The 17,527-nt window shown below is 40.1% G+C and carries 19 protein-coding genes; 9 read left to right on the top strand and 10 right to left on the bottom strand.

Annotated features, from left to right (window positions below):
* Positions 1-65: 65 nt before the first annotated feature.
* On the bottom strand, positions 66-1,823 hold the full coding sequence (locus ACLI1A_RS17275; RefSeq protein ID WP_411409937.1) for an ABC transporter ATP-binding protein: 1,758 nt from the start codon (positions 1,821-1,823) through the stop codon (positions 66-68).
* Between the two features lie 197 nt (positions 1,824-2,020).
* On the opposite strand from ACLI1A_RS17275, the gene ACLI1A_RS17270 reads away from it, so the two are divergent.
* The 4 genes from ACLI1A_RS17270 (at position 2,021) to yajC (ending at position 4,941) form a co-directional block, all read left to right on the top strand.
* Complete coding sequence (locus ACLI1A_RS17270; protein ID WP_411409936.1) at positions 2,021-3,124, top strand: Glu/Leu/Phe/Val dehydrogenase dimerization domain-containing protein; 1,104 nt, start codon at positions 2,021-2,023, stop codon at positions 3,122-3,124.
* A gap of 117 nt (positions 3,125-3,241) precedes the next feature.
* Positions 3,242-4,153 (top strand): transcription antitermination factor NusB, encoded by a 912-nt coding sequence (gene nusB, locus ACLI1A_RS17265; RefSeq protein ID WP_411409975.1) that lies wholly within the window; start codon positions 3,242-3,244, stop codon positions 4,151-4,153.
* Between the two features lie 25 nt (positions 4,154-4,178).
* Positions 4,179-4,652, top strand: coding sequence for a DUF1573 domain-containing protein (locus tag ACLI1A_RS17260; RefSeq protein WP_411409935.1), 474 nt, complete (start codon positions 4,179-4,181; stop codon positions 4,650-4,652).
* Positions 4,653-4,665: 13 nt separating this feature from the next.
* Entirely contained in the window at positions 4,666-4,941 is a 276-nt protein-coding gene (yajC, locus tag ACLI1A_RS17255) for a preprotein translocase subunit YajC (protein ID WP_411409934.1), read from the top strand.
* Positions 4,942-5,025: 84 nt separating this feature from the next.
* On the opposite strand, the gene ACLI1A_RS17250 is transcribed toward yajC, so the two are convergent.
* The 3 genes from ACLI1A_RS17250 to ACLI1A_RS17240 are packed head-to-tail and all read right to left on the bottom strand — an operon-like array spanning position 5,026 to position 6,744.
* Positions 5,026-5,409, bottom strand: coding sequence for a DUF3037 domain-containing protein (locus tag ACLI1A_RS17250; protein ID WP_411409933.1), 384 nt, complete (start codon positions 5,407-5,409; stop codon positions 5,026-5,028).
* On the bottom strand, positions 5,387-6,181 hold the full coding sequence (locus ACLI1A_RS17245; RefSeq protein ID WP_411409932.1) for a HipA family kinase: 795 nt from the start codon (positions 6,179-6,181) through the stop codon (positions 5,387-5,389). The genes ACLI1A_RS17250 and ACLI1A_RS17245 overlap by 23 nt, the downstream gene beginning before the upstream one ends.
* A gap of 17 nt (positions 6,182-6,198) precedes the next feature.
* Positions 6,199-6,744, bottom strand: a complete 546-nt coding sequence (locus tag ACLI1A_RS17240; RefSeq protein ID WP_411409931.1) for a hypothetical protein — start codon at positions 6,742-6,744, stop codon at positions 6,199-6,201.
* Between the two features lie 118 nt (positions 6,745-6,862).
* Here ACLI1A_RS17240 and ACLI1A_RS17235 point away from each other — a divergent pair, with 118 nt between their 5' ends.
* A complete protein-coding gene (locus tag ACLI1A_RS17235; RefSeq protein WP_411409930.1) occupies positions 6,863-7,360 on the top strand; it encodes a metallophosphoesterase family protein in 498 nt (165 codons plus the stop codon).
* Between the two features lies 1 nt (position 7,361).
* Here ACLI1A_RS17235 and ACLI1A_RS17230 read toward each other — a convergent pair whose 3' ends face one another.
* Both ACLI1A_RS17230 and ACLI1A_RS17225 read right to left on the bottom strand, forming a co-directional pair.
* The gene (locus ACLI1A_RS17230; protein ID WP_411409929.1) at positions 7,362-7,970 is read right to left on the bottom strand and encodes a hypothetical protein; all 609 of its coding nucleotides are present in this window, start codon (positions 7,968-7,970) and stop codon (positions 7,362-7,364) included.
* Positions 7,970-8,638 carry a carboxypeptidase-like regulatory domain-containing protein gene (locus ACLI1A_RS17225; protein WP_411409928.1) on the bottom strand — a complete coding sequence of 223 codons (669 nt, stop codon included), beginning with the start codon at positions 8,636-8,638 and terminating at the stop codon, positions 7,970-7,972. The genes ACLI1A_RS17230 and ACLI1A_RS17225 overlap by 1 nt, the downstream gene beginning before the upstream one ends.
* 97 nt (positions 8,639-8,735) lie before the next feature.
* On the opposite strand from ACLI1A_RS17225, the gene ACLI1A_RS17220 reads away from it, so the two are divergent.
* Complete coding sequence (locus ACLI1A_RS17220; protein WP_411409927.1) at positions 8,736-9,731, top strand: 2-hydroxyacid dehydrogenase; 996 nt, start codon at positions 8,736-8,738, stop codon at positions 9,729-9,731.
* 519 nt (positions 9,732-10,250) lie between these two features.
* On the opposite strand, the gene ACLI1A_RS17215 is transcribed toward ACLI1A_RS17220, so the two are convergent.
* Complete coding sequence (locus tag ACLI1A_RS17215) at positions 10,251-10,664, bottom strand: DUF4293 domain-containing protein (RefSeq protein ID WP_411409926.1); 414 nt, start codon at positions 10,662-10,664, stop codon at positions 10,251-10,253.
* Positions 10,665-10,851: 187 nt separating this feature from the next.
* Between ACLI1A_RS17215 and rho the strand changes: the two genes are divergently transcribed.
* Entirely contained in the window at positions 10,852-12,732 is a 1,881-nt protein-coding gene (gene rho, locus ACLI1A_RS17210; protein ID WP_411409925.1) for a transcription termination factor Rho, read from the top strand.
* A gap of 69 nt (positions 12,733-12,801) precedes the next feature.
* Here rho and ACLI1A_RS17205 read toward each other — a convergent pair whose 3' ends face one another.
* Positions 12,802-13,464 carry a hypothetical protein gene (locus ACLI1A_RS17205; RefSeq protein ID WP_411409924.1) on the bottom strand — a complete coding sequence of 221 codons (663 nt, stop codon included), beginning with the start codon at positions 13,462-13,464 and terminating at the stop codon, positions 12,802-12,804.
* Between the two features lie 140 nt (positions 13,465-13,604).
* Here ACLI1A_RS17205 and ACLI1A_RS17200 point away from each other — a divergent pair, with 140 nt between their 5' ends.
* Complete coding sequence (locus ACLI1A_RS17200) at positions 13,605-14,723, top strand: serine hydrolase domain-containing protein (RefSeq protein WP_411409923.1); 1,119 nt, start codon at positions 13,605-13,607, stop codon at positions 14,721-14,723.
* A gap of 3 nt (positions 14,724-14,726) precedes the next feature.
* Here the strand turns inward: ACLI1A_RS17200 and ACLI1A_RS17195 are convergent, their stop codons facing one another.
* Complete coding sequence (locus ACLI1A_RS17195) at positions 14,727-14,885, bottom strand: hypothetical protein (RefSeq protein ID WP_411409922.1); 159 nt, start codon at positions 14,883-14,885, stop codon at positions 14,727-14,729.
* Between the two features lie 270 nt (positions 14,886-15,155).
* On the opposite strand from ACLI1A_RS17195, the gene ACLI1A_RS17190 reads away from it, so the two are divergent.
* A complete protein-coding gene (locus ACLI1A_RS17190) occupies positions 15,156-16,361 on the top strand; it encodes an AIR synthase related protein (RefSeq protein ID WP_411409921.1) in 1,206 nt (401 codons plus the stop codon).
* Between the two features lie 48 nt (positions 16,362-16,409).
* Here the strand turns inward: ACLI1A_RS17190 and ACLI1A_RS17185 are convergent, their stop codons facing one another.
* Positions 16,410-17,459: a glycoside hydrolase family 130 protein gene (locus tag ACLI1A_RS17185; RefSeq protein ID WP_411409920.1), complete on the bottom strand. Its 1,050-nt coding sequence runs from the start codon at positions 17,457-17,459 to the stop codon at positions 16,410-16,412.
* Between the last annotated feature and the right edge of the window lie 68 nt (positions 17,460-17,527).

Below are 17,527 nucleotides of genomic sequence, written 5' to 3'. Positions count from 1 at the left end.
TCTGTGCGTTTTTTGTGGTTTATGCTGATACCAAAAATCTAAAAAAAATCTTAATAATACAACAATTATTGTAATTCTTTTTCTGATAATTGCAGCAGGTACAATTCTTTGTAGTATCCGTTGAGGTTTATTAATTGATTGTGAGTGCCTTGTTCGGCTACTTTTCCGTCTTCTAAAATAATGATTTTATCAGCGTTTTTCGCAGACGATACCCTGTGGCTTACAATTATAGTGGTCTTGTCTTTACAAAAATCCTTTAGGTTATTCAGTATGGTTTCTTCGGTTTCAGTGTCTACCGCCGAAAGGCAATCGTCCAGTAATAATATAGGTGCTTCCTTTATCATAGCACGTGCTATTGACACCCGTTGCTTTTGCCCGCCCGATAGTGTAAGTCCCCTTTCGCCTAGTATGGTATCATATTTATGGGTAAAGCCTATAATGTTATGGTGTACGGCAGCTTTTTTGGCTACTTCTTCTATTTCGGCATCAGTGGCATCTTCTTTCCCAAATTTGATATTATTCTTAATGCTGTCACTAAATAAAAACGCATCCTGAGGTACAAAGCCTATAGCATCTCTAAGATCATACAGATTAATTGATTTTATATCCTGTCCGTCTACGGCTATAAGGCCGCCGTCGGCATCGTATAGCCTGCTTATAAGAGAGAGAAGTGTACTTTTACCGCTGCCTGTGCGTCCCAGTATGGCCAGGGTTTCACCTTTGTTAAGAGTAAAACTAACATCTTTAAGCGCCTGTATGTTGGTGTCGTCATACGTAAAACTTACATTTTCAAAACGTATATCTCCTTTTATGTATGAGTGGTTATTGTTATTGTTTTCTATTTCGGGTTTCACTTTCAGGAACTCATTTATACGCCCCTGTGAAACCTCGGCTTCCTGTATCATGCTCGATATCCATCCTAATGACGCTACCGGCCAGGTAAGTTTGTTTATGTAAAGTATAAATTCTGCTATAGTACCTATATTGTCTATGCTGCCATGTACATACATCATGCCGCCTACCATTATAACTACAAGGTTACTTATACCTATAAGTAATATCATTAACGGCCCAAACATGGCATTAACCCAGGCAAGGTTCATGTTTAGTCTCTTACTTTCGCGAGAAATGCCTTTAAAGCTTTCTTCACGCTGGTCTTCCAGTGCATAAGCTTTTATTACTCTTATGCCCGAAAATATTTCCTGAGAGTTTGTAGCCAGTTGCGACAGGTTTTGCTGCGTTAGGGCGCTGCGCCTATTTATTTCGCGGCTTACCCAGAAAATGCTATATGCCAGCAGGGGTAGTGGTAAAATAGTGTATAGGGTAAGTTGTGGCGATATTCTTGTCATTTGGGTAATGATTACTATAAACCCTATAATGGTGTTTAACGAATACATTATTGCCGGGCCTACATACTGCCTTACCTTATTTACGTCTTCAGTAATACGGTTCATAAGGTCGCCGGTGCGGTTCTTTTTATAGAAACTTTGCGATAGGTTTTCGTACTGGCGGAACACTTCATTTTTAAGATCAAACTCTATATGACGTGACATTACTATGAGTGTTTGTCTCATAAAAAAGGTGAGTACCCCCGCTAAAAGGGTGGTGCCTACGATAACAAGTATAGCATGTAGCAGTTCACCCTGTACTTTTTCGGTACCATATTGGCCTTTTGAGTACTTTTCTACTGCCGAAACGGCATCGCCTACATATACCGGAGTGAACTGAGACAGTATTTGTGCTGCTATTGTTATAACAATTCCGAGAAGAAATTGAAATTTATATTTTATGAAATATTTGTTTAAATATTGTAATTCTTTCATGATGTATTTTGTTACGGTAAATTAACCGTAATGTGTATGTTAAATTATCTTCAAAAACAATTTTTTAAAACTGTTTAATTTTGTTGTTGTTTTTGTAAATATCCTAAAAAATGAACTTTAAAATGCTTTTCTAATGTAAAATGTTTAAATTTGTGTCAGCTTTTTGAAAATTATTTCAAGTTTAAAACGATTTTATTATGATAGCAGAAGTTGTTAAGGCCAATGAGCTTACCAAGGTTGACCCTGTTTTTGGTCAACAGTCTTTTAATGATCATGAGCAGGTAGTTTTCTGCCATGACAAAGATACTGGTTTAAAAGCAATAATTGGTATACATAACACGGTTTTGGGTCCGGCTTTAGGCGGTACCCGTATGTGGAAGTATGCCAACGAGTGGGAAGCCCTTAATGACGTTTTAAGGCTTTCGAGGGGAATGACTTATAAATCAGCAATTTCAGGTTTAAATCTTGGTGGTGGTAAAGCCGTTATTATAGGTAATGCCGCTACAGATAAAACTCCTGAACTAATTACCCGTTTTGGTGAATTTGTAAATTCACTTAGCGGTAAGTACATTACAGCAGAAGATGTGGGTACCACAACTCCTGATATGGACCTGATTCGTGATGTTACCCCTTATGTTACCGGTATTTCTGAAAGCAGGGGAGGCTCTGGTAATCCAAGCCCTGTTACTGCCTACGGAGTGTATATGGGTATGAAAGCTGCTGCTAAATACCAGTTTGGTACTGATAATCTTGCCGGAAAGAAAATTTTGGTGCAGGGTACAGGCCACGTGGGCGAAACCCTTATTAGCTACTTGGCTAAGGAAGGTGCAGTACTTCAAATCACTGATATTAACGAAGACCGTCTTAATGCAGTTGCAGCTAAATATGGCGCTACAATTTTTACAGGTGTAGATCTTTACAGTGCCGATGTAGATATTTATTCACCATGTGCACTTGGGGCTACCATTAACGACGAAACCGTAAATAAAATTCAGGCTAAGGTTATAGCAGGTGCTGCTAACAACCAGCTTGCTGTAGAAAATATACATGGTAATATTCTTAAGGAGCGTGGCATAGCTTATGCGCCCGATTTCCTTATAAATGCAGGTGGTATTATTAATGTGTATAGCGAAATAGCCGGTTATGGTAAAGAAGAATCGCTACGCAGAACTGAAAACATCTATAACACTACATTAGAGATATTTGCTGAGGCGGAGACTAATAATATTACTACGCATCAGGCTGCTATGAATATTGCCCAAAGGCGCATTGACGAGCGTAAAAAAGAAAAAGCCAAATAATTAGCTTAAAAAAATATTATTCTTAATTTTGCGGGGCGAAAAGGAGACTTTCGCCCCGTATTAATTTAAAGTTCTTATATCCGGATGTTAAACAGGAGACATATTCGTGTGAAAGTAATGCAGAGCATTTATGCTATGCTTCAAAATGGTTCAGATAGCCTGGACAAAGAGGAGAAATTTTTGTTCCAAAGCATTGAAAACATTCGCGACCTGTACCTCATTATGGTTTCGGCACTTGTGGAACTGAGGAACGCTGAGGAAGAATACCTTGAGAAAATAAGCAAAAAGCACCTTGCTACTCCCGAAGAGCGTAATGCAAACCGTAAGTTTGTAAACAATGCCGTGCTTAAATTACTTGAGGAAAGTAATGCACTAAGTGTGGCGCTTGAAGACCGAAAAATAAATAACTGGAAGCTTAACGACGATTATATACTGATACTGCTTGATGCGGTAAAAGAGAATGCGCTGTACCAAAAATACATGGAAACCCGCGAAAGTAATTTTGAGGAAGACCGTGACTTTATAGCTGCGCTTTTTGAGGAAGTTATTGCGCCAAACGAAAAGCTTTATGAGTATCTTGAAGATTATAAACTTACCTGGGTAGATGATATTCCGGTGGTAAACACTATAATCAGTAAGCAGCTTAGAGCAATTACTCAGCAAGGGCGTGATGCTTATTATGTGCCTAAGTTGTACAAAGACCTTGATGATAAAGATTTTGTGCGCGACCTTTTCCGTAAGGTGGTACTAAATAATAATGAGCTTGCTAAGGAGTTTATGGACAAAACTCCTAACTGGGATGCAGAGCGTATTGCCGAAATTGACTCTATTATACTAAAAATGGCTATATGCGAGTTCCTGAAATTTCCTTCAATTCCGGTAAAGGTTACCATTAACGAATACCTGGAGATTGCTAAGGAGTACAGTACGCCAAAAAGCAGTATATTTATCAACGGAATTTTAGATAACCTTGTTAAGGATTACCAGGCAGCTAATAAAATGCTGAAAACCGGTAGGGGATTGATGTAAACCATCTTAATACTATACATAAGTTATGATAAAGAAATCGCTGGCCATGCTTGCCGTGGCATCTGTAGCGCTGGTATCGTGCAAAAAAGACCAGGCACTTACCATAGACGACGCAACTGCAAAAAGAGCAGAACTTGCACACGCTGATGCAGGTAAGCTTGCTCTTATAAAATTTGAAAATCCTGAACATGATTTTGGTACCATTCAGCAAGGACAAAAAGTAGAGCATACTTTTAAGTACACTAACGCGGGTACTGCTGATTTGATTATTACTAATGCTAAGGCCAGCTGTGGCTGTACGGTACCTGATTATACTAAAGAGCCTGTGGCTCCGGGTAAAACAGGTGAGGTGCATGTAGTATTTGACTCTACAGGAAAAAGCGGCGAAGTTACTAAAACAGTTACTCTTACCCTAAATACCGAGGCAGGTACTGAACAGGTGTCATTTAAAGCTAACATAGAAAACAAAGGTATAGGCGTAGTGCCTGCCGCACATTAATATTATATAACCAATGGGACAATTACAGTCGTTTTTACCGTTGCTGCTTGTAATAGTAGTTTTTTACTTCTTTATGTTAAGGCCGCAACAGAAAAAAATAAAACAGGAAAAAGAATTTGATAGTGCTCTTAAAGTAGGCGACAAAATCGTTACTAAAAGCGGTATCCACGGCAGGCTTGCCGAGCTTAGCGAAACTACTATGGTAATAGAAACCATGGCAGGTAAGATTAAATTCGAACGCTCAGCCATATCGCAAGAGCTTAGTGCTAAGGCAAATGCCAAATCATAAATAAAAAATACCGCTGAATAAGCGGTATTTTTTTTTTGCATATAACTTGGGTTGATATTTTTTCTAAAACCAATTGATTTAAGGTTATAACACCAATTCTTTAAAGAGCTGCTGAACTTTAGCTTCCGGCTCGGGACACAGGCCGGGATGCGGGCGAGATGTTTGTATTACCGAGCTACGTATAGCGGTAAGCCACCTAAAACGTTCGGCTATTTCCATTTGTGCTATAGGGCCGCCATTACGGCTGCCGTGTGCTATGCGCTCAAACGAATCCAGGTTTTTTTGTATCTGTTCTATATCGGCGGTTTCACACATGGCCAGTATTTTATCGGCATGCAGCTGGTGTAGTACCTTAATAAACTTTTTGCGTTTGCTAAACAATATTACGCCTACGTTTATAAATTCTTCGCGTTCTACCCTCGGTACCACACGAATTACTGCGTATTCATATAAGTGCCTGTCTTGCATGGGTAGCTTGTTTTATAAATATGTCAGAATTTAGTAAACGGGTAAGTAGAAACTGTGCATATACCTCGCGTATTTCTTCGGGTGATAGCTCGTTGCCTTCCCATTGCAGCCATTCGTCTGGTAGTAGGTTTACTATATTGCGCAGTGTATCTTCGGTAAGTATGGCCTTAAATTCGGCATCAACCTCTTCCAGTTTTGATGCCTGAGGCAGCAGTACATGGTCTTTTATCAGTGAAAAAGGTACTATGGCATGCCCTTTAGGGTCGCTGAATGAATGGTGGAAGTAGAATGAAGCCCCGTGGTCTATAAGCCACAGCTCCTTATGCCACATAAGCATATTAGTGTTACGGAAGGTACGGTCTACATTGGTAATATAAGCATCCAGCCACACAATTTGCGAAGCCAGCTTCTCATCTACCGTAGTTACAACCGGGTCATAGTTAATTGCGCCGCTAAGGAAGTGTAGTGCAAGGTTAAGTCCCTGGCTAAACTGTAGCAGATCCTGTATTTCTTCGTCGGCTTCGGTACGGCCAAAGGCTTCGTCAAGATTAGCATAAACCAGTTCCGGTACGGGTAGCCCAAGTGTACGGGCTATTTCGCCGCCCAGCAGTTCGGCAATCAGCGCCTTGGTGCCATGGCCTGCACCTTTAAACTTTAGTACGTATTTAAATTCGTCATCTGCTTCGGCAAGGGCGGGTAGTGAGCCACCTTCCCGCAGCGGGGTTATATAGCGCGTTACGGTGACGGTGCGTAGTTTTTTGTTTTGTTCCATTTATTTTGAACTAACTTTTACTCATTATTGAGCTCGGTTTTAATTATTTTTTTTTCATTTTTTCGTTCAGCTTTTCTTCGCATTGATTTTTCTTTGGCTCCGTAGCTATTACAATCGCTTTTAAAATCCATAGTGCCTTCAGAGAATAGTCCGCCCTGGCGAACCATAAAACCATTCAGAGGGCAATTTTCATAACCACAACTATGCTTTGAGTAATCGCCGAAATTACGATGCTTAATTCTTTTGTCGTTCAAAATTTTTTGCTGGTTCTGTTTCAAATTTTCCCACAGCTGCCATTCATCTGCTTTTGTAAGCTCCTGTCCTAAAGTTGAAATTTTTATAAAGGTGTAGGGGTCTTTCAGTTGCAAGAAGTCGAAAGACTTATTAAAGAATGTATGCGTATAATCCCTGACTTCAATTTTATTTTCTAAGGATAGCTTCTCATTTTCAATTATTGAGCGGTACAGGCCGAGCGTGTTAAAGTCGGTATATTTTTTATGGTTGTCTATATAAAAGAAATATTCTTTAAAAGTAAGTGTATTAAATTTCTGTCCGATTTTCATAATCTGTCATTTGTAGTGGTTGATATGTTATCTACAAATTTACGACTTTTTAGCTTTGGCTGCTTATTTGGGAGTTAAACAGGCAATACGTACTTTTGAACAATAAAAACAAACTGCTTTGACCAAGATACTACTGCTTTCCGATACCCATAGCCATATCGATGCTACCATAATGAAATACGTGCGCCAGGCCGACGAGGTGTGGCATGCGGGAGATATAGGCGACCTTACTGTGACAGATGCCATAAAAAAAGAAAAGCCCCTAAGGGCTGTTTATGGTAATATAGACGATGCACAGGCACGACTCGAGTTTCCGCTGCACAACCGTTTTATGTGTGAGGGTGTAGATGTATGGATTACCCATATAGGCGGTTACCCCGGTAAGTACAACCCGGCCATTCGCAATGAAATACAGTTAAACCCACCTAAAATCTTTATTTGTGGGCATTCGCACATACTAAAAGTAATGCCCGACCCGAAATTAGGGCTTATTCATATGAATCCCGGTGCGGCAGGAGTACACGGTTTTCACCAGGTGCGCACCATGCTTCGCTTTGAAATAGACGGAGATAAAATACAAAACCTTGAGGTTATAGAAATAGGGAAGAGGGTATAAGCTAAAACTTATACCCCGCTATTATATTTAGTTGTCCTAACCTGTTGTAGAATTTTTCCAGCTCAGGTGCAGTGTTTGTATTAAGGTAAGACATACTGTATATGGCTCCTATAAATATTTTGGCGTGTTTTTCTATTACAAAATCCACGTCAAATCCTCCTCCTACAGTACAGCCATACTGTTTGCCTTTGCTTGCTTCAAACTCAAAAGGGGCTCCTCCTGTATTTAGCTGCAGGCTTGATACAAAAAACTGCGGGTTAATTATAAAATTATTGTTTATAGGTTGTTTGTATACCACTTCGCCATATATATCAGTCAGTGTAAGATTACTTGCAGTGGTACCAAATGCGTGATCTTCAACTTTGTATTGTGTATATCTTAATCCGGCGTTAAGCTGAAAATTATGATACTGCAAGGCGGTTGCTGCCAAACCAATGCTGAATTGGCCGTGGTGTGATTTTGCTAATGCATTATCTCCCAATCCTGTGGGAACGCCTGCATATATTTTAAAATATTCGCGAGGCAAAAATGTTTTTACTGAATCTTTTTGCTGTTGGGCAATCATACCTGTAGATGCCCATAATAATAGTAAGGTTAGTAGTTTTTTCATTATTGGATGGTTATGGTTAAGTTGCTTTCTCCTACAGTTATTTGTTGCTCATGAATGTTTTCACTGGTGTCCATATAGCGCAGTGTAAGCGTTTGGTTTGTGTTTACATAAAATATTTGATTTACATCATTGTAATAGCTGTTGTATGGGTATATCTCACTATCATCGCTTACATATATCGGAAAATCAAGGTCAATGCTGTTATTTGTAACCTTACCCAGCAGGTTGAGCTTTTTTATGCTGTTACTGGGGGAGGATATTGTTAGCTGAACATTATTAGCTGAAGAAGCCAGTGCTACATTACCCAGATTAAGTGTATAATCATTAAGTGTTTCCTGGTTAATGTTGTGGTAGGTTACAGATGATACATTGGGTACTGTGCCTATCCCTGCTCCGTTGGCCTGGTTAATAACAACTTTTGGGATGCCATTTCTTCCACGTGCGGCGGTTAGCCTAAAGTTACCATTAGCGTCGGTAGTGGTGTAGGCTGCTTTTTCTGAATAGGAACTGTTGTACATAACAACAGATACCGGTATACCTTCTAATGGATTTCCGGAGGCATCGGTTACGGAGCCTTTGTATAAGTTTCGGGTGTTACCATCATAGTCTAATCCGCAAGAAGCCACTGCAAGCGCAGCGCAGCAAAGTAAGAGTGTTTTTTTAAGCATGGGATGTTGGTTTTAATTTCTTTTTAGATGATAAACATCAATAAAGGTTGCGTAAATAAACACTAAATTTGGTTAACAAACAATTAATCTATACTTTATGAAAATGGTTTTCTTTTCGGCAAAGCCTTATGACAGGCTATTTTTTGACAAGCATAACAACATTCCGGGGCTTGAAATAGAATATTACGAAACCCACCTTGGGCCTCATATTGCTAATGTGGTGGAAGATGCGGTGGCTGTGTGTGCTTTTGTAAACGATAAGCTTACAGCGCCTGTAATAGAAACACTTGCAGCCCGTGGGATAAAGATAATTGCCCTGCGCTGTGCGGGTTTTAATAACGTGGATCTTGATGCTGCAAAAGCTCATGGCATAAGGGTGTGCCGCGTGCCGGCATATTCGCCGGAGGCGGTGGCCGAACATGCTGTGGCGATGCTGCTTACACTTAACCGAAAAACGCATAAAGCGTATAACCGTGTACGCGAACAAAATTTTTCATTAAATGGTTTGCTTGGATTTAACCTTAATGGTAAAACGGTAGGGGTTATAGGAACCGGGAAAATAGGTAAAGCATTTTGCAAAATAATGCTTGGTTTCGGTTGCAATGTTATTGCTTATGATATTTATGAGGATGAGGCTCTTAAAGCTGATGGAGTAAAATACCTCCCGCAAAACGATGTATTGGCTACAGCCGATATAGTATCGCTTCACTGTCCGTTAACTCCCGAAAATCATTACCTCATTAATAATAAAACATTAGGATTAATGAAAGAGGGCGTAGTGATAATAAATACAAGCAGGGGAGGACTGATTTGTACTACTGATATTATAGAAGCCCTTAAGAGCAGGCAGGTAGCCGCGCTGGGTATTGATGTGTATGAGCAGGAGGAAAAATTGTTTTTCCGTGATCTGTCTGAAAATATTATTGATGATGATAATATACAGCGGCTTATGAGTTTCCCAAATGTACTGGTTACAGCCCACCAGGCGTTTTTTACTGATGAGGCGTTATCCCAAATTGCGCAGGTAACACTTAACAGTGTGGGTAAATTAACTGAAGGTTTAGAGCCGGACGAAGCTGTAATTCTTGTATAATTAACTAAATATAACTTCCATTCACCGAAACAAAAGCAGGTGTTCGCCGAAAAATGTCCCAAAGGCTGTTTCACGGTTGTACATTTGTATCACAATCGGGTTGCAGCCCGACACAATTTAAGAAGTAAAAGTTTTTTCATAATTGGTTTTTGATTGGTTTTAAAAATGCCCTGTAACTCCAAAGCAGGGCATTTTTTTTTTGGGGTATAAAGTCACTCTTTATTTTCTTTTTACGTAAGGATAAATGTTGTTTATCGACAGTTAACTGTTGCTTGTCTAAAAAAAATCCTGCTCCTGTTTTCTGTAAGTACATTTGTATAACAATCGGGTTGATACCCGGTGTTTGGTTTAAAAAGTAAAAGTTTTTATCATAATTGGTTTTGATTGGTTTTTGTAGAAACGCTCCGGGGAAACAGGTGGTTGGAGAAAATTAAATCCCCGGGCGTTTCTTTTTTTAAGGCATAAAAAAATCCGGGATTACCCGGATTCTTTACGCACTAATAAACTAAGTTAAAAGGTTTACCTCAAACGGTCTGCAGATTTTACAAGATCCTCGTCCTTCTTTATAGCCCTGTTAGCAAGGCTTAAAAAAACGATAGAAACAAGAGGAAGATAGATCCCAATACCCTTCTCAGACACCTCGGCGTCTCCGGATAGATTTAGCAACCTGTATATAAATAAACCAAGTAAAATAAAATTTAATATTATGTTCAGCCTGCCAATAACAAACTGGTTTTTTCGTTTCTTATAACTAAAGAGGCTTACTACCGAAAGTGTTGCGCTGGCAACAAACAAAAATACATATGCTATATTCTTGTTAAAGTAAGTAGGATCCTCATCTGTACTTAATGTGTACAGGGGCAAAAATAGAGGCAATATACCGCTGGCAAGTATTGCTATAATCAGGTAAATGCTCTGTATGCGCTGTATCATTCCTTGTTTTAATTGCAGCACAAAAATATGTTTTCTTTTTATAAAATACTATTGTATGATAAAAATTAATTTGTATTATTGCAGTACGAAACTGCAAGTTGCTCATACTGCGAAAGTATGGGTACCGAAAAAATCCACTTATTCATCCGCATTTTTTGTAATAGCCTAAATTAACTATAAAGTATACATGTTTGATATTTCTGAATTAAAAGAAATGAAGCTTCCTGAATTGCAGGATATTGCTAAAAAAGCCAATATCAGTAAATTCAGAGGGCTAAAAAAGGACGAGCTTATTTATAAAATACTCGACCATCAGGCAGCAAACCCGGCACAGGTACAGCCCTTGTTTGAAGAGGCTGCCCCGGTTGCAGAAGAGGCTGCGGCCCCTAAGCAAAAAAGGGTGCGCATAAGCAAAACCGAAGAAGTAGCAGAAGCACCTGAACAGGTAGCTGAAGTTTCTTCGGCTGAAGAAATTGCTCCTGAAGAAATAAAAACTAAAAAGCCCCGCATTACTAAAAAGGTGGAGGCTGAACAAGAAACCTTATTTGCCCCAAAAGAAGAAAAAACTACGCCTACAGATGAAACTCCTGTGTTAACAGAAGAGTCTTCAGCAGCGGTTATTAAGCCTGTCGACAAAAATTTCCAGAAAGAAAGTCGCGGAGCTAAGCAGCCTAAAATAGTTGCACAAAACGGTCAGAATAATGGGCAAAAAGCAGTTCGACCGCCAATGACAGATGAAGAGCGTCGTGCACAAATAGAACGCGCCAATTCTAATAACCCTAATCATCCAAGTTATAAAAAACGTATGGCCGAACTTGCTGCTGAGCAAGGTGGCGAAGCGCCAAAAAGTGCAGTAGCTATACAACCTGCAGCACCTAAGGAGCCTGTACAAAAGGAAATTAGGGAGCCTAAACCACAGAAAGAACCAAACTACCGTGAACCTGATTATGAGTTTGACGGTATTATAGAAAGTGAAGGTGTACTGGAAATGATGCCGGACGGATACGGTTTCCTACGTTCATCGGATTATAATTATCTTGCTTCGCCGGATGATATTTACCTTTCTAACTCACAAATACGTTTGTTTGGACTTAAAACCGGAGACACTGTAAAAGGTGTGGTACGTCCTCCGAAAGAAGGTGAAAAATATTTTCCACTGGTACGTGTACTTAAAATAAACGGGCACGATCCTCAGGTAGTGCGCGACCGTGTTTCTTTTGAACACCTTACACCACTTTTCCCTAACGAAAAGTTTAACCTGGCCGACAGGCAAAGCACAATTTCTACCCGTATTATCGACTTGTTTTCACCAATAGGAAAAGGACAAAGGGGTATGATTGTAGCCCAGCCTAAAACAGGTAAAACCATGTTGCTTAAAGATATTGCAAACTCTATTGCGGCTAATCACCCGGAAGTGTACCTTATAGTGCTACTGATTGATGAAAGGCCTGAAGAGGTTACCGATATGCAACGTAGTGTAAAAGCAGAGGTTATAGCCTCTACTTTTGATGAGCCTGCAGAGCGCCACGTAAAAGTAGCCAACATTGTACTTGAAAAAGCGAAGCGTCTTGTAGAGTGTGGGCACGATGTAGTGATTTTGCTTGACTCTATTACACGTCTTGCCAGGGCTTACAATACGGTACAGCCGGCATCTGGTAAGGTACTTAGTGGTGGTGTAGATGCTAATGCGCTACAAAAACCAAAACGTTTCTTTGGTGCAGCACGTAATATAGAAGGTGGTGGTTCGCTTAGTATCATTGCTACGGCACTTACTGATACAGGTTCTAAAATGGACGAGGTTATCTTTGAAGAATTTAAAGGTACCGGTAACATGGAACTTCAGCTTGACCGTAAGATTGCTAACAGGCGTATATTCCCCGCTATCGACCTTACTTCTTCGAGCACGCGACGCGATGATCTTCTTCTTGATGAAAAAACCATACAACGCATGTGGATTATGCGCAAGTACCTTGCTGATATGAACCCGGTAGAAGCTATGGACTTTATTAACGACCGCTTTAAGAAAACACGCAATAATGCTGAGTTCCTTATGAGTATGAATGACTAAGCATTTAGCTGTGTACATAAAAAATTAGGCTCCTCATTGAGGAGCCTAATTTTTTATGTATGTTTTACTTTATTCTTTAATAACCATTACCCGGCCTTTAAATCCGGTGCATAATCCCCATTCGCCTTTCATCAGCAGGGCACCATCTTTATCGTAAACCATAAATAAAGCGGTGTTTGGTCCTTGGGTTCCCTGGTTCATGGCTTCAAATTCTATGTTGTTAAAACCGTCCTGTAGCGGTATGCGCAATGGTTTATAGGTGTTAGAAAGTGTAAATTCCGGTACAGCTACCTGTCCATTTATCAGTACGCGTACACGGTCACCATCTTCAGCCCCAAAGTCGGCAGCCATAATATCTACATAACCAGACTTTGTACGAACTTCACCAAAATCCTGGTTACCTTTAAATTCAGGGGTTGCATCACCTTTTGGTTTTACAGTAGTGCGGTCTGAAAACTCTTTTGTACGGTTTACAAACTCGTTATCCTGGTACATACTAAAATCCGGTTTCTTTTCACCAATGGTAAATTTGGTATAGTGCTCGGCCTTTTCATCTGGTCTCGCGTTTAACAGGCTGTTAGTAGGGCTTATAGTAGTGGTAGAAGGCTTAACCGTAGTATTATTATCTGTAGCGCGGGGTATGTGCAGCGATCCTTTTGCCCCGGTATCCGTCTGGGCAGAAGCAATCGCCGAAATGGCTACTAATAAGGTACTTAGAATAAATTTTTTCATATACGGTTAAATCTGTCTAAAAACAAAGAAACAAAAATTTTGCCAAAACTTCGGTAGCGGTACAATATATAACGTTATTTTAGCCTTTTAATTATTAATGCTGGCCGTATTAGCCTTATATTCTCTGTATTTACGTAGGTATGAAGTTTTCAAAAGTATTTTCTGTTGTACTATTATTTGCTGTGTGCGGTTTTGTATCGTCGTGCAAACTCGGTAGGTTTGTATACTACAATTTTGCCAACATTACGGATTATAAGATATTTCCTAATCGCACAGCAAAGAACGATTCGGTTAAATTTACGTTTACGACTCCTAATAAACCAAGGGCGCCACGGCAGATTACCTTTGGCGACAAGCAGTATGATTTTGACGAATACCTTAAAAAGAATAAAACGGTAGCTTTCCTAATTATAAAGAATGATACCTTACTTTGTGAGAAGTATTATAACGGTTATACCGAAGAATCGGTGGTGGCTTCTTTTTCTATGGCTAAGTCCATTACTTCAATACTTATAGGTTGTGCTATAGATGACGGGCTGATACTTTCGGTTGAAGAACCGGTAATTAAGTATATACCCGAGCTTTCTGGTAAAGGTATGGATAACCTGAGTATTAAAAACGTGCTGCAAATGGCCAGTGGTATTGAGTTTAACGAAAGCTATGTAAATCCTTTTGGTGATGCAGCTACCTATTATTACGGACGTGATTTGCGTAAGGCAATTTACAAGCGAAAACTGCAAAATAAACCGGGTACCACGTTTAGTTACAGTAGTGGCGACACCCAGATACTTGGCCTTGTTTTAGAACGCGCCCTTAAAGGTAAAAAGATAACGGAGTACCTTGAAGAAAAGCTGTGGAAACCACTGGGAATGGAATATGATGCTACCTGGAGCCTGGATCGTGAAAAGGACGGCCTTGAAAAAACATTTTGCTGTGTAAATGCCCGTGCCCGTGATTTTGCCAAAATAGGAAGGTTGTTCTTGAATAAAGGCGACTGGAACGGTAAGCAAGTTGTAAGCAAAGAGTGGGTGGAAGCCTGTACTACTCCTGATACGCTGGAGGGTGGCGCACCTTACTATAAATACCAATGGTGGCTGGAGAAGGGCGGAAACTATACTGCAACAGGTATATTAGGGCAGTTTGTATACGTTTCGCCTAAGAATGATGTGATTATTGTAAGACTGGGAAAAGATACAGGTAATGCCAATTGGGAGTCTTTATTTTATTCTTTGGCAAACCTGTACGGAGGAAATAATTAAAACCTATTTATTACGGCCTGTACGGTTACCTTCAGCATTCCAGTCGATGTCCGGGCTTCTGCGATCGCGGTCGTCGGTTCGGGTTATTTTTCCATTAACGTCGTAGTGGGCATTGTTGTTCATGTTATCGTTTGCAACGGTAACTTTCTTTTGTGTATTCATAATTCTAAACATTTTGGGTAAGTTACTAAAAATAATTTTCAGAAAGTGTTAAGTCACTTAAAAACAATCTTTAATATATTATTTCCCCAATGTTTTAGTCAAGGTTTTTGCAGTACGAATGTGCAAACAACTGTTCTAATCATAGTCTAATTGATTACTCCGTTTATGCTATAACAAATGGTTTTTACTCAAGTGTCAATTGCTATATTAAAAAATTGGCACATTAATACATTACAGTTATCTTTGCGGCAACAACACAAACTGCGCATAATGAGCTCTGATACCAGCAAACGCTACAGTCAGCGTGGTGTTTCGGCCTCTAAGGAGGATGTACACAACGCTATTAAGAACATTGATAAAGGTCTGTTCCCTAAGGCTTTCTGTAAAATTGTACCCGATTACCTTACCGGAGATGAAGATTACTGCCTTATAATGCATGCCGACGGTGCCGGTACTAAATCGTCTTTGGCGTATATGTACTGGAAGGAAACCGGCGACATAAGCGTATGGAAGGGCATTGCCCAGGATGCTCTTATTATGAATATAGATGACCTGCTGTGTGTAGGTGCGGTAGATAACATAATGCTTTCTTCAACCATAGGGCGTAATAAAAACCTTGTTCCGGGTGAAGTAATTTCAGCTATTATAAACGGTACCGAAGAGCTTATCGAAGAACTGAAGAGCTTTGGTGTAACCATACATTCTACCGGTGGAGAAACTGCCGATGTAGGCGACCTGGTGCGTACCATTATTGTAGACAGTACCGTTACTGCACGTATGAAACGCAGTAATGTTATAGATAATGCTAATATACAAGCCGGCGATGTTATTGTAGGTCTTGCGTCTTACGGGCAGGCTACTTACGAAAAAGAATACAACGGTGGTATGGGCAGTAACGGATTGACGTCTGCGCGCCATGATGTGTTTAGTAAATACCTTGCCGAGAAATATCCTGAAAGTTTTGACGCTGCTGTACCAAACGAACTGGTATATTCGGGTGGTGTAAAGCTAACCGATACTGTGGCAGACAGCCCTATTGATGCTGGTAAGCTGGTGCTTTCACCTACACGTACCTACGCGCCTGTAGTTAAGAAAATCCTTGAGAAATATACTCCTGAAGATATTCATGGTATGGTGCATTGTAGTGGTGGTGCCCAAACCAAGGTACTGCATTTTGTAGATAATGTACACGTTATTAAAGATAACCTTTTCCCTGTGCCGCCATTGTTTAAGCTGATACAGGAGCAAAGTGGTACCGACTGGAAAGAAATGTACCAGGTGTTTAACAGCGGTCACCGTATGGAGTTTTATGTGCCATTGGCTGTAGCAAATGATATAATAGAAATAAGCAAGTCGTTTAATATTGATGCGCAGATTGTAGGGAGAGTAGCCTCTATGGATGCTCCGGAAGCGCCACAAGGAGGAATAAGCAAAAAACTGACAATTACTAGCGAATATGGTACTTTCGAGTATTAGTATTTTAAAGAATATAAATAAACAAGCCATCTTTCGGGATGGCTTTTGTTATTCTAATAATCCGAGTATTTCTGAAATAGAGAACTTAGCACCGCATACAAACTCGTCTGCTGCACCGTAATAAATGGTGAGTTCATCTCCGTTTACTACGTGTCCATTAGTAAATACCACCTGTCCGAAAAAGCCTGTAAGTTCATATTCTTCTGTTGGAACCATAATTGGCTGTACTGTTCTTGAAAGTACTTTGTATGGATTATCTATATCCATAAGGAAAGCCCCTAGGCAATACCGGTTGTTTTCATTGGCTCCGTGGTAAATTTCTAGCCAGCCTTTATCGGTTTTTATAGGTGCTGCTCCGGCACCCACGCGTGCACTGTCCCATTGTCCTTTTCTTGTTTTTACAATACATTGATGGTTACCCCAGTGTATGCCATCGGGCGATTCTGCAATCCAGATGTAATTACCGCCAAGTTGCACACTGCTGGGCCTATGTAGGGCATAAAATTTCCCGTTTATTTTTTCTTCGAAAATAGCGCAGTCTTTATTATGAGGGGGAAATATCATCCCGAAGCTTTTAAAATTTATCCAGTCTTTGGAAGTACGCAGCCCTACGCCCACGCCACTTGCCGATACCGCTGTGTAGGTAAGATAATATGCATCTTCAATTTTAGACACCCTACAGTCTTCTATACCGAAGCTTTCTGCTTTGCCAGTTCCTGTAAGCATGGTTTTAATATTATCGGGCTCATGGAAATGTATACCATCTTCGCTGCATACTAATCGCAAGTGCGATAGGGTAGTAAGGTAATCCTGTCCTTTGTAGCTCATTACCCGAGGGTCTGATGTGTCCAGGTCTTTATCATCTTTGGCTATATCAAGCACATCAATATTCCCATATTCATCCAGTACAGGAAAAGAGATAACGCCGTCTTTAGGGGTTACGTTTTCCGCCACGCGTATCAGCAGCCATATTTTTCCATTAAATGTAAACACTCCCGGATTTAGCAGGCAGATAACTTTAAGTCCGTAATTGCTCGGTTTTATATCGTTAGGTATCAGTATAGGATTTTCCGGGAAGCGGCGGGCAATGTCTTTCATGGCTGTGATTTTCCATAAAGTTATTCATAAACATTTTTATAGTGAGTTATTTACAATGCTATTAACAA

The sequence above is a fragment of the Flavobacterium sp. RHBU_3 genome, assembly GCF_046613565.1.
Lineage (GTDB): Bacteria > Bacteroidota > Bacteroidia > Flavobacteriales > Flavobacteriaceae > Flavobacterium.
This window is presented reverse-complemented; position numbering and strand designations above follow the sequence as displayed.